The organism is Streptococcus sanguinis, from assembly GCF_050223295.1.
GTDB classification, from domain to species: domain Bacteria; phylum Bacillota; class Bacilli; order Lactobacillales; family Streptococcaceae; genus Streptococcus; species Streptococcus sanguinis_X.
The window spans coordinates 1092221-1107980 of the sequence record NZ_CP071424.1 but is presented as its reverse complement, the minus strand read 5'-3'; the positions used below and the strand labels follow the sequence as shown (position 1 = coordinate 1107980).

Genomic DNA, 15760 nt, shown 5'->3' with positions numbered 1-15760 from the left:
AGCTCTCTGCTGCAGCATTCCTACAAAATTCCAAGTAAAAAAGAAGAATCCGCTTTTACTGCAAACTTGCTTTGGATTCTTCCTTTTTGTTATTTTATCAAGAATGATTAGAACTGTGAGCTCTTCAACACTGCTCGCTCATTCTTTTATTGATTATAGTCTGCGAGAAGACAAGTCATATAGATAGACAGCTCCAAACAAGAACAAAGCACCCAGCAAGACTAAGAACAAACTGCTGCTGTCTCCTGTTTTGGGAAGCTGGCTTACCTGTGCAGCCTGCTGACTTAGTTGCTGACGAGAACTTACAGGTTCAACAGAACGCAAACTCAACTGAGGAGGAGTTTGTTGGCCTGGAATCGTGTTCTGCCCAGCTGCAGTAATCTGAATAAGCTCCTTATAATAACCTTCTCCCATGCTGAATTCTCTGTCTTGACTGTCAATCAAGGTCAGGGAAAGCACTGGACTGAACTGACCCTCTCCTAATCCTTTCAAGCTGATCTCAACTGGATTCGTATCATTGGCTTTTTTAGAAATCAAAACAGTGTCACCAGAGATGGTATAGCCTGAACTTGGCAGAATGCTGAAGTGCTGAGTATCCATCTTAAGGGCAAGACGGTAGTCATTTTTTTCTAAACCGTTTAGTCCACCTAGGGTAACGGTAGCCGTAAAAGGCTGATCTAGCTGAGCAGATGCAGGGATATTCACCTTTATATCCTTAACTGGATCGGTATAAAAGAGACCATGCCCGATAGGATAGGCAACCTCTGTCTCAGACATGATACCATCCTTGATACTCGGTACATTTACTGGTAACTTCCCAACATGATTTTGACCATTGAAAATAACTTCCACACCAGCTGGGATATTAGGGCCGAAGGCATTGTCAGGCTTCAGAGACTCAGTTGGATCCATGCCCTTGTTTCCATAAACTGCTACAATAGCCTTGGCATTAGGATAATTCGCTACATCATAAGGTTTAGAAATGCTCATGACAGCTGCCTGTTTTCCAGTTGCGTTTGCATAGTCCACGATTTCTGTCGGAACTCTTGTCAGCCAGAAATCGCTAGCCAGTTGAGATTGACGACCAATTTCAGAGATTAAGACAAGGTGAGTCGCCTGGTCAATCTTCCCTTTCAAATCTTCTAACTTGGTTGTTTTGCTGTAGTTTAGCGCTTCATATGTGACACCTGCTGGAATCACTCCGTCCGCTATCAGACGCTTGACACCCAGCTCTAGTCCAGGCACTTCATCGTCATAAGCAGCTAACAGCAAAATCCTGTCACCAGATTTGACCTTAAAAGGCAGAACAGTATCATCGTTTTTAACTACTGTCACTGCACTAGCAGCGATTTTTCGTTCAGTATCTCTGTTTAACTCTGAGCCAACAGTTGCTTCAGCCTTAGCTTGGGTACGTTCAGATGGGTCAAAGTCTAAAATACCCCGTTTTTCTTTTAGGTTCAAGATGCGGGTCACAGACTCATCCAATCTGCTGACTGGAATATCACCTCTCTGAACCGCCTGTTCAATATCGTTGATAATCTTATCAACCTTGGCCAAATCACTCTTGCTGCGTAAGACGGTTGGCATCAGCACCACATCTACACCTGATTTGATAGCCATGATAGCCGCTTCAGATTCTCCGAAGTTTTTGGCAATTGCATCCATGCCCATAGCATCAGATACCACCACTCCCTTGTAGCCAAATTTCTTGCGAACAATGCCAGTAATAATGTCAGCAGACAAGGTGGCAGGGATATAGATGGTTTCCCCAGTTTGCTTAGATATAACCGTGTCTTTCTCAATCTGAGGATACTGAATATGGGCTGTCATCAGCATATCAGCGTTTTTGTCAATGGCAGCCTTGAAAGGCAGCAACTCCAGCGCTTCTAACTCCGCATAGGACTTATCTACCAGAGGCAGACCAGTGTGAGAATCCACCGCCGTATCGCCATGCCCAGGGAAATGCTTAGCCGCTACTGCGACATTGTATTTCTGAATCCCCTCCATCATAGCCGTTCCCAAACGAGCAACCACCTTAGGATCTGAAGAGAAGGAACGCAAACCAATAACTGGATTCTGTGGATTATTATTGGTATCAAAAACTGGGGCAAAGTTGACATTCAAACCGAGAGCTGATAGCTCCCGTCCGATGATTTGACCTGCTTGATTAGCCAATTCCGGATCACGCGTCGCGCCAACTGCCATATTGCCTGGAAGAGCAGTCCCACTGCCCAAACGATAAACAATACCACCTTCTTGGTCTATAGCAAGCAAGAGTGGCAACTTACCATTATTAGCTTGGTTACTGATAGCTGCTTGCTGCAGAGCTTGAGTCAAGGCTAAGGTTTGAGCAGTTCCCTTCACATTTTCAGCAAAAAGAATAACTCCGCCAAAGTCGTATTTATCAACCGCTTCTGCCACTTCTTTATTAAGCTCCGTCATATCGGACTGGGCGGCTTGACCCTCTTGCTGCCATTTTCTGAAGTCTGGCATCAGCATCTGGGTAATTTTCTGACGAAGCGTCATATCTGCCACAAGCTCCTGTACTCTCTTAGAAGCTGGTGGCGCATCAGTCGCCGCTTGACCTTGCGCCTGATTGGCATCTGAGGAAACTTCTGCAGACTGAGCGGTCGCTGGTTTGGCAGAATCTTCTACCAAATTACCAGTATTGGCTTCTTGGGTTGAAGCAGCCGTTTCAGTAGCTGCAACTGACGGAGCATCAGAGACTGGCAAGGCTTTTTCGGCAATCTGACTATCCTGACTTGGCGTCCCCCTAGCCTCTGCACTACTATCAGAAGAGTATGTTACAACTGCAGCACTTGCTTGTTCAGACTGGTTAGCAGATTCTGGCGGCTGATTAACCGTATCTGCCTTTATGGCTCCCATTGGCCAAAAAACTAGTAATGATAAGGCAAGCGCCAATAGCAATTTATACCTTTTCATCATAGGCATTCTCCTTTCATCCCTATAATAATAGCACAAAAAACGATGTTTGTAAACGTTTACATATTATCTAATTATTGTTTGTTTTTATCACCAATTAGTAATATAATCTCTATAAAAATGAAATAATATTACAATATTATAGAAATGTTACAGAGGTATAATTTTATAGAAATAACATAACCTAACTGTTAAAAATGAGATTCTTTAATCTTATAGTAACAGTTGCATAGAAAGGATTTGCTATGAGACAAGAAAAGAACACCAAAGCAATGTTCAACAGCCGCTACTGGCTGGGGCTTTCCCTCGCTTCTGCTGCAACTTTGGCCGCTGCTTTGATTTCCACCGGAACAGTTCGAGCGGAGAACAAGTCAATCCCTGACTGGGCTTCTAGACGTGAAGTTGGTATTTACGATCCTAGTGTACCAGATATTGAGGACGACCCTACTATCTTTGATGATCCAGGACCTATCAAGGTTCCGGAGGCTCCTAAGCGTGAGTTCCCTGCTGCTTTTTATGATGAGTCTGGGGAAATAATTAAAAATAGAATCGTACTTCACGAGGGTAAATACTATCTCGCAAACCAATATGGAGATACATACAAAATTCAAGATGACCCAGCAGAACAAATTCCGACAAATCTAAAAAACTCCTTCTATACCAGCCCAACAGGTAAGGTCTATTATTTTGACGAAAAAGGACGAAGGGTCATCAATCTTTACAGTGTTGATGGCAAACAATACTTCTTTGATTCTTACGGAGAAATGGCTAAAAACAAATTTATTAGTTACTCTGAATACACTTATTACTTTGGAGAAGATGGAACACCTTATAAAAACGGACTTTATAAGATTGGCAAGTACTATTATTACTTTGGTGAGTACGGTGAACTTTATAGGGAAACTATTGTCAACTACAACGGAAAGACCTATTATGCAAATTGGTATGGCGTTGTTAATATAAAAGATGAAGAAGTTACACCATAACGAAAAATACCAGAAATGAGGACGTATGTCTTCGTTTCTGGTATTTATTTTATTCAAAATCACTCAAATAGAAAATTCATTTTTTATAAGCAGATGGTTATTGTTCTTTTGATTTTCTTATACTAATACCTAGTCCCAATCCAGCCAGAAGCAAACCAAGCCCCACAACACTATAGACTGCCTTTTCGCTACTTCCTGTTTTAGGAAGAGACTGTTCTGATTTAGCCAAAAGTGTTGGTGCCTGAACATGGTAGACGGTAGATGTAGGCATTGTAGTACGACGCTCAAGATAGAATTGATAACTATCTTTTATGATCTTATAGTAACGAGCTTCATTGACACTTTCAACAATCCATGAAGTGGTTCCCTTTGTCAGAGCATCAGCTAAGTTATTTTCGATATCAAGCACTCTGCCTTCTGTTGCAAAATTTTTGTAAATTCCCTCAATCGCTTTTACCGTCGCTACGGTTCTTTCTATACCAGCAGCTTTTAGAGCAGCAAGTGTATCAGCAACCGTTGGAATTGAAGGGTCTTCTTTCATTTCAGCATCTGTCAATAAAACGACGAATTTCTTATTTTTAGATGACTTAGACCAGTCATAGGTTGAAATAATCTGGTTCAGGGCAGGAGTTGGTGTTTCTGGAGTATCTCCTCCACTCGCTATACGAATTGCAGCCAATGCTTTTTCGAGCTCAGCCGGATCAGTTGTAAAATAAGATGACCCAAACCGTGTTAGAACCGTATCTTCATCTTTGCTGCCAGAATTACGGCCGTAGACTTCATCACTAAATGTTGCCAAGCCAAAACGTGCTGTAATCCCCTCTTTAGTAATATTTCGCACAAATTCATTAATATTTGCACGAACAATATCAATTGTGCCACCCATGGATCCTGAACGGTCGACAACAAATACAATATCAGCTGAACCAGCTTTTGTCACAGTTGGTGGCGTTGAGGTGTAGGTAATAGTTGTAGTCTTATCTACTCGCTCATACTGCGTATAGGGATTTCCATTTTCATCTGTGCCAGATAAAGTATTTTCAGTACGTCTAGTTATTGGCTCTGGCGCCTTATCAACCTTTGCCGGAGCCACTTCTGTCTTTGTAACATCAACAGTTGCCGTTTCTACACGGACTGTTTGATTGCCTTCTTGACTTTCTTTGACATCAACAGGTGATACATTTTTTGAGACATCGATCAAGTCTCCTGGTTTCGCTGCGGATTCTTCAACAACAGGTTTCGTTGTATCAGCAGCAATTTCAGTACCAGCAGCTTCAATCGGAGAGCTTACTGCTTCAGTTTTTGCTATACCGCTTGATGAAGGTGGTGTACCAATCTGGTCTGCAAAAACATGCGAAGCTTGTGAAAAGGCAAATAGAAGAGTTGCTGATGCTAATCCAACTTTCAATTTGTACAATGAAAAGCCTGGAAGTTTAAATGATTCTTTTTCCATAATTTCTCCTTATCTTTTTAGATTTAGAAACATGATTGCATCTATTTTATATAGAATAACATAAAAAAATAGGAACTGCAAGCGATTTCAGATATTTATTAGTCTAAAAATTAAAATTTTAGAATATTATCAGAGTTTGTATACCAAAATCGATGAGCATCATCATGAATCATTAAACAAATGCTTTATCGTGCCGTCTCTAATAATAAATCCCCATGCTCGATATTTGAGCATGGGGATTTATTATTAATTATTTAGCGATTGGGTAAACAGAAACTTGTTTCTTATCGCGTCCTTTACGTTCAAAGCGTACTACGCCTTCAACCTTTGCAAACAAAGTATCATCTCCGCCGCGTCCAACATTGACACCTGCATGGATGTGAGTGCCGCGTTGACGGTAAAGAATAGAACCACCAGTTACGGTTTGACCGTCAGCTGCTTTAGCTCCCAGACGTTTCGCTTGTGAATCACGTCCGTTAGATGTAGAACCTCCACCTTTTTTGTGGGCGAATAGTTGCAAGTTAGCAAGATTCATTTTTAACATAATGTTTTTCCTCCGTGTTAGTTTTCTGTGATAACTCTGGTTTGGACGAACTCAGATGAGTCCTCCGATAAGTTTGCCATTCCTAGGAAAAATGATTCAAAGAAAAGCTGAGTCATTTCTCTTTGGTGTGACGGTATATCCTGAGGAATTTCAACCTTCAGATAACCGCCTTCTATTTCGTTTAATTCTAAGTTTGGTTCGTAGCCTGCGAATTTCTCAACTGAATTGACAAAATTAATGGCGAGCGTCGAAACGGACGCACACACGACATCAAAGCCGTATTCACCACTCGCGGCGTGACCTGTGATTTCTGCACGCCTCAGTTCGCCATCTTCGGCTCTTTCAAAGACTGCTTGTATCATTTAATCTCCTTAAAATTAAGCGTTGATAGCGTTGATGACAACTTTTGTATATGGTTGACGGTGACCTTGTTTACGATGGCTGCCTTTTTTAGGTTTGTACTTGTAAGTAACAACCTTCTTTTGCTTGCCTTGTTTTTCAACAGTTCCGACAACAGAAGCTCCAGCAACAAGCGGAGTTCCTACAACAGTGTTTTCACCACCAACAAGAACAACTTCATCAAAAGTAACATCTTGACCAGCTTCAGCGTTCAACTTTTCAACGTAGATTGCTTGACCAACTTCAACTTTAACTTGTTTTCCGCCAGTTTTAATGATTGCGTATGTGCTCATTATGCACCTCCTATGATTTTTTGGGGTTTCCCCTAATTTTGTGAAGACTCGCCTAGCATCGTGGGACGAACCACTTAAGAGAAGAGCTCTAAGTATAACAAAGAATAAACTAGGAATTGAGCCGAAGGCATAACTTGTGTTAGGCAAAGCGACAATGACGAAGTTTAAATTTGTTATACGACGAGCAACGATGTTCGTGCGGTTGCACAGGAATGTGCATAGTCAACTCTATAAGTATAGCACTTCTGCAGCTCTTTAGCAAGCTTTTTCATCTCATGAAAACGGATTTTTAAGAATTGTTTTTAGATTTTGTCTGCTAATGCACAAAGACTACTTCATTCTTGCTATTACAACAGCCCCTCAATCAGCTCGTCAACTTCATCAGTCTCTGCTTGTGGTCTGATTTCTGTAATCATGATGCCTGCAACAGCGCGTTCTACCAAACCTTCAACATCTAGGTAAGTTTCGTACTGCTCTGCATTCTTGATTTTTGGATTGGTTTTAGGCCGGTCTGGAGCAAAAATGGTACAGCAGTCTTCAAATGGCTGGATAGAGATTTGGAAAGTATCGATTTTTTCAGCAATGTCAATGATTTCCAGCTTGTCCATGGTCACGACAGGACGTATAATCGGTGTATTGGTTACAGCGTTGATAGCCTGCATACTCTCAATCGTTTGACTTGCCACCTGACCAAGACTTTCTCCGTTGATAATGACTTGAGCGCTCCGCTCCTCTCGAATCCGGTCCGTAATACGCATCATAAAGCGACGGGTCAGTGTCATGAGATAGGCTTCTGGAGCCTTGGCCTTGATTTCCTCCTGAATCTCTGTAAAAGGCACTTCGATAAACTGGATGTTGCCGCCAAACTTGGTTAATTTCCGAGTCAGATCCTGAGCTTTTTTCAACGCACCTGGACTGGTGTAAGGCGGACTTGCAAAGTGAACCGCCTCGATATCTACCCCCCGCTTGAGAGCCAAATAGCCCGCCACCGGTGAGTCAATTCCTCCCGACAGCATGAGCATACCCTTTCCTGAAGTACCAACTGGCAGGCCTCCAGCACCACGAATCGTCTCATAAGAAATATAGGCCGCTTCTTCACGAATTTCGACACGTAGCTCAATATCCGGCGCTTTCATCTTGACCTGAACATTGGGAATAGCCTCAAAAACAGCATCACCAAGTGTATGGTTAAGCTCGCGGCTATCCAATTCAAAACTGTGATCACTTCGCTTGCTGGTAATTTTAAAGGTCATGCCCTCTTGATAGACGTCCTTCATAATGGATTGGACAGCTTCGATTAGGGCTGGTACAGATTTTTCAATTTTGTAAGACGGCGAGAAATTCTGAATCCCAAAAATCTGCTTGAGCGACTCAGCGACCGGCTGATAGTCTGTTCCATGCAGATAGACATGGGTCCGGTCACGGTCAGCCTTGACATGGACCTGCGGATAGACTGACAAAACAGCCTGGATATTGCGTTTGAGCTTGTTGATAAAGCGCATGCGGTTCTTGCCCTTGGTTGAGAGCTCACCGTAGCGCACCATAATTTCTGAATAATGCATTGTTTACCTTACTTTTCTGGTTTTTTCGTAAATAATTTTAAAAGTTGTCAAAAACTGCTCCATCCGGCTCATATCATTGTCAAGATCCAAACTGATACGGACAGCAGTCTGAGCGAGAGATTTCTCGACGCCCATAGCGATTAGGGTACCTGCTGGCTTTCCAGCCTTGGAAGAACAAGCGCTGGTAGTCGAGATATAAATCTCGTAGTCTTCAAATGCATGAACGACGACTTCACCCCGCACTCCCTTGATACCAAAGGTTAGTATATGAGGCGCAAAATTTTCCATGTCTGAGAAAATCACCACATCTGGATACTTCTGCAGCTCTTCAAAGAGAATCTTCTTCATATGAGCCGTCCGCTGGGCAAATACTTCTTGCTTTTCCATGGACAAACGCAGAGCCTTAGCTGTTGCTGCAATGCCAGCTAGATTTTCCGTCGTCGAGCGCTTGTCCGACTCCTGACCGCCACCAGTCAAGAGGGGACTGATTTTCTTGCCAGACTTGATATAGACAAATCCTACGCCCCGGACACCGTGAAATTTATGACTGGAAAATGTCGCAAAATCCACGCGATCCGTCAGATAAGCAGCTGTCGGAATCTTCGTAACGGCCTGCACAGCGTCCACATGAAAGGAAATAGTCGGCTTGTCTGCTAGCAGTTCGGATATTTTCTGAATGGGCTGAATACTGCCGATTTCATTATTGACTGCCATGATGGAGATCAGAGTGGTGTCTGGTCGAATCAGCTCTGCTAGCTTATCTACATCAACAAAACCTGCCTTATCAACTGGGGCAAAATCCACTTCAAACCCTTGACTCTGCAGCCAGAGAGCTGATTCTTTAACCGCTGGATGCTCAATGTTGGATACGATGATGTGTTTGCCAAAAGGAACTTTTTCAAAAGCAACTCCCTTAAGTACCCAGTTGTCCCCTTCTGTCCCTCCAGACGTAAAAAAAATCTCTGACGAAGACTTGCCTAAAAGCTCTGCTATTTGCCGACGAGAAGCTTCTAAAAGACGGGTTGCCTGACTGCCTAAACTGTGCAGACTGGATGGATTTCCCCAGATTTTAGAAGCTACTTCTGTGTAAGCGGCCAAAGCCTCGGGATAAGGTTTGGTTGTCGCTGAATTATCTAAATAAATCATGTTCTTTCCTCTAAATTTCAATACTCCTATTGTAACACGAAAGAGAAACTGGAACAAGAAAGAAAAAGCCCTAAATTCTGTTAAAACTTAGGGCTAAACTTCACCGGTCATAAAACTCATGCAATAAGCCAAAGAGTTCCTGTTGTTGAGCGAACAAGCTCTGACCGATGGTAGTAGATTTGATGAGGGTTCGTTCCTCTACATTTTCAATCACCTTTTTCAAGGAGGTTTGAGCAAAGGGCGATTCTACAACTTTCTGAGCGTTTTGGAAAGGCTGATGCGTCACTAGCTGGAAGCCATAGGAATTATTGAGCAGTGAATAGCCAGCCGTTCCAGTCTTCTTCTGATAGGCCTTGCAGAGGCCACCATCAATGACAAAGAGCAGACCGCCCCCACGGATAGGCGACTCTCCCTTGCCCGTCTTAACTGGAGTATGACCATTGACCATCCTAGACTCTTGAGAAAAGAGGCCAAATTCTTCTAAAATCAGCTGGCAGACTTTCTCAGAATTACGATAAGAAAAATAAGAATTTTCCACTTCCTTGTGGGTGACCTTATCTTCAATGAAATAGCGCTCCAAGGTAGTCATCTTTTCTTTGCCAAACAGGGGCGATAGTTTTCCTTTCCAGCAATACCAAATCAAATCAGTCGACAAATCGTCGCTCACTTCCTTATCCTTGGCCGACTGCCGAATATGATACTCGAAGAAATCAAGCAATTCCTTGCCTGCATAATGGGCTTGATTGAGAATGAAAGGCTGGAATTCTCCTGACGGCTCCAGAGGAATGCAGCCGTGAAAAAGCAAGTGCTGGTTGTAAATCTTATACATAGAGCCCTTGTTCATCAGAAGACTCATATGCTCCGCCATCTTAAGAGAACTTTGGAATGAGGCCAGCATACTGTCTACAGCTTGATTTTCTTCTGGTGTCAAAGCTGACGGATTTTCCGGATTGATAGTTTGGAAACAAGTGTTAACCAGAGCATGCTTGGTATCGTCAATCGTAACACTTTCTTCCCAATAGTCAATCTTGTCCAGCATAACATGGTCCTGCATCTGGAATTCAGGCCGTCGTTTGATGAGTTGATTTTCCAGCTTGAACTGGATAATCGCCAAGGCTTGGTGAACTTTTTCCAGTTGCAGAATTTCCTCTTCAGAAAACTCCTGCTCTCTGCCACCAAGAATAGGCCTAAACTTAGGATTAGACTGGTAAGTCTTGTCCGCAAAAAGAGTCAAGGAGCGCAGGTTTAAACCATAATCTTTCTCTATATCCCAGAGATAGCCATAGCGAGCTGCGATGCGCAGCACATTGAGTAAGCAAGCCTTAGAGCCAAAAAAGGCTCCCATCCAGATAATGTCGTGATTGCCCCACTGAATATCGAGCGAGTGAAAACGCTGCAGTTCATCCATGACCTGAGCACTGCCGGCTCCTCTGTCAAAAATATCTCCAACCACATGCAGATGGTCAATCAACAACTGCCGAATACTTCGGGACAAGCCTAGAATAAAAGGCACCGCTTCCCGCAATTCAATCACATAAGTCAGGATATTCTCAAAATAGGATTTTTTATCAGCTAAAGCCCTGTCACTATAGAGCAACTCCTCTATAATATAGGCATATTGTGGCGGCAAGGCCTTTCTAACCTTGGAGCGACTGTATTTGGCACCCGCAAAAGCCAGCAAGTTCAAGAGCTGAGGAATGGTTTCCTGATACCAGTCTTGGCCTTTAGTTTCTTCCCCCAACACAAGCTCAGGATAGGAAACCAACGCTGACAGGCGGTCTTTGTGTTCTTCTGACAAGCTGTCTCCAAAACAGTCCTTAATCTTCTCATTGAGAATACCTGCACAGCTTCTCAAAATATAGTCAAAAGCAGCAAACTCCCCGTGAATGTCACTTATATACAGCTCCGTTCCTTTGGGCAAGTTCAAAATTGCCTCTAGGTTAGTCAGCTCTGTAATGACCTTCTGCCGGGTATCAAATTCTTTCAGTAAAATACGCTTATATTGCTCCATCTTCAGTCCTCACTATATAACCGCTCACTCAATCTTCTTTCTTATCTCAATTTCTTTAAATGATCTTCAATCAAGAAAGCCGTCTCCTCGATTGATTTATCAGTGATATTGATGACATGTGCCCGATACTTTTTAAAGACTTCTTTTGAGTAGTCCAGTTCTTCGTATATTTTTTCCAGATCTGTATAGCTGGTTGACTGGGTCAATCCCAGAGAATTCAAACGATTACTTCGTATCTTAGACAGTTTTTCTGGCTCACATAAGAGGCCGATAATCCGCTCCGGATCAACCTTATCCAAGACCTGAGGCAGAGGGACTTCTGGAATCAAAGGCAGGTTAGAAACCTTGTAGCCTTTATTAGCCAGATAAATACTGAGTGGTGTTTTAGATGTACGGGAGACCCCCAAGAGGACCAAGTCTGAATCTAAAAAACCTTGCGGTGCCTTGCCATCGTCGTATTTAACTGCAAACTCAATAGCGGAGATTTTATTAAAATACTCAGTGTCCAGCCGGTGCAGTGTACCCGGAACTTCTATAGGATTGGTGCCCGTCTTTTCTCTAATAATCTCAAAAAATGGGTGCATCAAATCCAAATAAGCAAGGCCATTGGACTTACTGAACTCCCTAGCTGCAGCAGCTAGCCTACCATCGACCAGTGTACTGATGACAAGGGCATCGTCCTTGATGGCATCGCGCAGAATATCCAGCAATTCTTCTTCCTTGTTGATAAATGGAAAACGATAGCTGTTATTAAAAATAATATCTGGGTACTGGGCTGTCACTGCAGACAACAGCTTCTGCGAAGTCCCCCCCAAAGAATCTGAAATGCTGTAAACAATAATTTCTTTCTTCATGTTCATTCCTCTTATCTATTAACCTCAGCGCTTCTGGCCTCTTGAATAATATAATCCAGCAGAGCTGACTTGGTCACAGTTCCTAAAAGCTTACGTTCATTATCCTTATCCACTACCGGCAGTGAATCAATCGCAAAATCCTGCAAAACTGCTGCCGCTTCCAAAATATTCATATCCTTGTAGCAAGTTTTAATATGGGGCATTCGGGTCATGCAGACCGCTACAGGCGTGCTGTCAATGTTAGTATTGAGCGAAGCCCGCAGCAAGTCCTTACGCGACAAAATCCCCAAGAGCAGCTTATGCTCATCAATGACATAGAGAACATCCGCATCATACATAAATAAGGTGATAATGGCATCTTGAATAAAGGAATCATGAGATACCAAAACAGGAGATGTCATAATTTCCGCCACTTCCTTTCGAAAGGTATCGAAAAAGAAAAGCGTCTCTAAATCCGAGCCCGAGTACGTGTAACCAACTTTTGGCGTAGCCTTCAAAATCCCAACCAAGGTCAGAAAAGACAGGTCCGAGCGCAAGGTCGCCCGAGAAATATCGAGTAATTCAGAGATTTTCTCACCGCTGAGTGGCTGGTGTTCTTTTACAATTTCTACAATTTTCTTTTGCCGTTCACTTAATTTCAAATAGGTCTGACTCCTTCGTTCTTTATAATAGATGATTAGCCTGATTTCGCTTAAAATTTAGGAATTATTACTCATATTTTATTTTTAAACGTTTAAATAATCATCATTTTGTAACACATTATAACAAAAAAAGAAAAATTGTCAATAAAACAGGATGCTTTTTTCGGTTGACAAATATATGTGATGTATATTACAATGTAGTTGTCCTACAATATGACACATATTTCATAATTTTGGAGGTAAATATGGCGAAATGGATTTACTCCTTCGAGGAAGGATGTGCAGATGACAGAGCCCTGCTTGGTGGAAAAGGAGCCAACCTAGCTGAAATGACCAATTTGGGACTGCCTGTCCCTCCAGGTTTTACTATTACCACAGAAAGCTGTATCGAATATTTAGAAAGTCCTTATTTCTTTGAATCTTCTTTAAAAGAAGATGTTTTGAAAGCGGTTACTGATTTAGAAGAGAAAACAGGTAAATATTTCAGCGGCAACGACTCTGCCTTGCTCTTAGTGTCTGTTCGAAGCGGAGCCAAGTTTTCCATGCCGGGCATGATGGACACTATTCTCAATCTAGGTCTCAACGATTTAAGAACCCAGACTCTGGCTGAGCAGACCAATGCTGACTTTGCCTACAACTGCTACCGACGTCTGCTGCAAATGTTTGCTGATGTGGTTTATGGAATTTCCAAGGATGAGTTCGATGACCTATTGGGCTATTTTGAAAAAAATGCTGGAAAACAAGCCAAGGATTTCACATTGGAAGAACATCAAGCATTAATCGACCAGTACAAGCAGCTTTATCGTGAGCATCATCAAACCTTCCCGCAAAGCTCTAAAGAACAGCTCTATGCTGCTATCAAGGCTGTCTTCAAGTCTTGGAATAACCCTAGAGCTAAGGTTTACCGCAACTTGAATGATATTCCTCATGATTTGGGAACAGCGGTGAATGTCCAAGCCATGGTTTTCGGAAATAGCGACCAGGCCAGTGGTACAGGTGTTGTCTTCACGAGAAACCCTGCCAGCGGTGAGCATCAGTTATTTGGCGAATTTTTGCTCAATGCACAAGGAGAGGATGTCGTAGCCGGCATTCGAACACCTGAGCCTATCGCTGCACTTGAGACAGCTCTCCCTCAGGCCTATGCAGCCTTCCAAGACTATGCTAAGATTCTCGAAAACCACTATAAAGACATGCAAGATATCGAATTTACCATCGAAAAGGGTAAACTCTATATTCTCCAAACTAGAAACGGTAAACGAACCGCCAAAGCATCTTTGAAAATCGCCTTAGATTTGGTAGACGAGGGCATTATCAGCAAAAAAGAAGCTCTCCAGCGCGTATCTCCTGCTACGATTAGCCAACTCATCCATCCTGTATTTGAAGAAAAAGCTCTGCAAGATGCTCCTTTCTTGGCTCAAGGACTGCCAGCCAGCCCAGGTGCTGCAACTGGCGAGATTGTCTTTACAGCTGAGCGCGCCAAAGACTACCACTCCTTGGGTAAAAAGGTCATTTTAGTCCGCCAGGAAACTTCACCTGAAGACATTGAAGGTATGGTTGTCAGCCAGGCCATCGTAACCAGTCAGGGCGGTATGACCTCTCATGCGGCTGTCGTAGCTCGGGGAATGGGAACCTGTTGTGTGGCTGGCTGCGGTGAGCTGACCATCAGCGAGGACAGCAAAACTGTTTCCTGCGGAAGCCTTGTCTTGACTGAGGGTGATGTCATTTCAGTTGATGGTAGCTCTGGACGCATTTATAGCGGAGAAATTCCGACCGTCCTAATCGAAAATGACCAAGAACTTCACCGCTTGCTTTCATGGGCAGATAAGTTCGCACAACTCAAAGTCCGTGCCAACGCAGAGACCGTTCAGGATTTGAAAACAGCTATTAAGTTTGGGGCAAAAGGTATCGGTCTTGCTCGTACTGAACACATGTTCTTTGATCAGGAACGAATTCTAGAAATGCGGCGCCTGATTCTAGCCGACAACGAATTGGAAACCAGATCCGCCCTCAAAAAACTACTGGAATTCCAAGAAAATGACTTCTATCAAATGTTCAAAGCAGTTCAGGACAAACCTATGATTATCCGTCTTTTGGATCCGCCGATGCATGAATTTTTACCTAAAGATTCACAGGAAATCAAGGCTTTGGCTGACAAACTACACAAATCACCAGAAAAACTGACTCGCCGCATTGAACAGCTACAAGAAAGCAATCCAATGCTAGGCCACCGCGGCTGCCGTCTGGGTATCACGCAACCAGAGATTTACAAGATGCAGGTCGAAGCCGTCTTTAAGAGTGCTATCAAACTGAGTCAAGAAGGATTAACCGTTAGGCCAGAAATCATGATTCCGCTGATTGCGGACAAGGCTGAGCTGGACTCTGTCAAAGCCTTTCTCATCCAACATATCACTAAGCTCTTTCGGTATCAAGGTCTGGAGCCTTTCCCTTATGAAATTGGCACCATGATTGAACTTCCGCGTGCTTGTCTGGTTGCAGACCATCTGGCTCAGGAAGCGGACTTCTTCAGCTTTGGTACTAACGACCTGACCCAGATGACCTATGGCTTTTCACGGGACGATATTGGAAAATTCATCGGCCATTATAAAGAGAAAGAAATTCTTCCTTTTGATCCTTTCCAAAGTATTGACCAGGACGGCGTTGGTGAATTGATGCGGATAGCTATCAGCAAAGGGCGTCAAGTTAAGCCTGAACTTCCTATCGGCATTTGTGGCGAGGTCGGTGGTGATCCGGCTTCCATTCCTTTCTTCCAAGAAATTGGTGTCACCTACGTTTCCTGCTCTCCTTATCGAGTTCCAGCAGCTAGGCTGGCTGTCGCTCAAGCTGCACTCCAAGATGAGAAGGCATGATTACTTTGCTATTCTAGCTCAAGAAACTGCTCAATCCAAATTTGAGCAGTTTCTTTTCTTG

General features: G+C 43.1%; 12 protein-coding genes. 2 read left to right on the top strand and 10 right to left on the bottom strand.

Annotated elements, in window-relative coordinates; translation table 11 throughout:
• Window positions 1–153: 153 nt before the first annotated feature.
• On the bottom strand, window positions 154–2952 hold the full coding sequence (locus J1C77_RS05390; protein ID WP_002921421.1) for a glycoside hydrolase family 3 N-terminal domain-containing protein: 2799 nt from the start codon (window positions 2950–2952) through the stop codon (window positions 154–156).
• Window positions 2953–3188: 236 nt separating this feature from the next.
• Here J1C77_RS05390 and J1C77_RS05385 point away from each other — a divergent pair, with 236 nt between their 5' ends.
• Window positions 3189–3929 carry a hypothetical protein gene (locus tag J1C77_RS05385; RefSeq protein ID WP_002921422.1) on the top strand — a complete coding sequence of 247 codons (741 nt, stop codon included), beginning with the start codon at window positions 3189–3191 and terminating at the stop codon, window positions 3927–3929.
• Window positions 3930–4026: 97 nt separating this feature from the next.
• On the opposite strand, the gene J1C77_RS05380 is transcribed toward J1C77_RS05385, so the two are convergent.
• The 9 genes from J1C77_RS05380 to J1C77_RS05340 form a co-directional block, all read right to left on the bottom strand.
• Entirely contained in the window at window positions 4027–5382 is a 1356-nt protein-coding gene (locus tag J1C77_RS05380; protein ID WP_002921423.1) for a vWA domain-containing protein, read from the bottom strand.
• 250 nt (window positions 5383–5632) lie between these two features.
• Complete coding sequence (gene rpmA / locus J1C77_RS05375; RefSeq protein WP_002895619.1) at window positions 5633–5926, bottom strand: 50S ribosomal protein L27; 294 nt, start codon at window positions 5924–5926, stop codon at window positions 5633–5635.
• A gap of 17 nt (window positions 5927–5943) precedes the next feature.
• A complete protein-coding gene (locus J1C77_RS05370; RefSeq protein WP_002900460.1) occupies window positions 5944–6288 on the bottom strand; it encodes a ribosomal-processing cysteine protease Prp in 345 nt (114 codons plus the stop codon).
• Window positions 6289–6303: 15 nt separating this feature from the next.
• Window positions 6304–6618: a 50S ribosomal protein L21 gene (rplU, locus tag J1C77_RS05365; RefSeq protein WP_002904398.1), complete on the bottom strand. Its 315-nt coding sequence runs from the start codon at window positions 6616–6618 to the stop codon at window positions 6304–6306.
• Between the two features lie 347 nt (window positions 6619–6965).
• The gene (thiI, locus tag J1C77_RS05360) at window positions 6966–8180 is read right to left on the bottom strand and encodes a tRNA uracil 4-sulfurtransferase ThiI (RefSeq protein WP_002921425.1); all 1215 of its coding nucleotides are present in this window, start codon (window positions 8178–8180) and stop codon (window positions 6966–6968) included.
• 3 nt (window positions 8181–8183) lie between these two features.
• The gene (locus tag J1C77_RS05355; RefSeq protein ID WP_149565595.1) at window positions 8184–9326 is read right to left on the bottom strand and encodes a cysteine desulfurase family protein; all 1143 of its coding nucleotides are present in this window, start codon (window positions 9324–9326) and stop codon (window positions 8184–8186) included.
• Between the two features lie 100 nt (window positions 9327–9426).
• A complete protein-coding gene (locus J1C77_RS05350; protein ID WP_002921429.1) occupies window positions 9427–11337 on the bottom strand; it encodes a fructose-bisphosphatase class III in 1911 nt (636 codons plus the stop codon).
• Window positions 11338–11378: 41 nt separating this feature from the next.
• On the bottom strand, window positions 11379–12197 hold the full coding sequence (locus tag J1C77_RS05345; RefSeq protein ID WP_002921431.1) for a pyruvate, water dikinase regulatory protein: 819 nt from the start codon (window positions 12195–12197) through the stop codon (window positions 11379–11381).
• Window positions 12198–12202: 5 nt separating this feature from the next.
• Window positions 12203–12832, bottom strand: coding sequence for a CBS domain-containing protein (locus J1C77_RS05340; protein WP_002921433.1), 630 nt, complete (start codon window positions 12830–12832; stop codon window positions 12203–12205).
• A gap of 245 nt (window positions 12833–13077) precedes the next feature.
• Between J1C77_RS05340 and ppdK the strand changes: the two genes are divergently transcribed.
• Complete coding sequence (gene ppdK / locus J1C77_RS05335; protein ID WP_002921435.1) at window positions 13078–15699, top strand: pyruvate, phosphate dikinase; 2622 nt, start codon at window positions 13078–13080, stop codon at window positions 15697–15699.
• The last annotated feature ends 61 nt before the right edge of the window (window positions 15700–15760 follow it).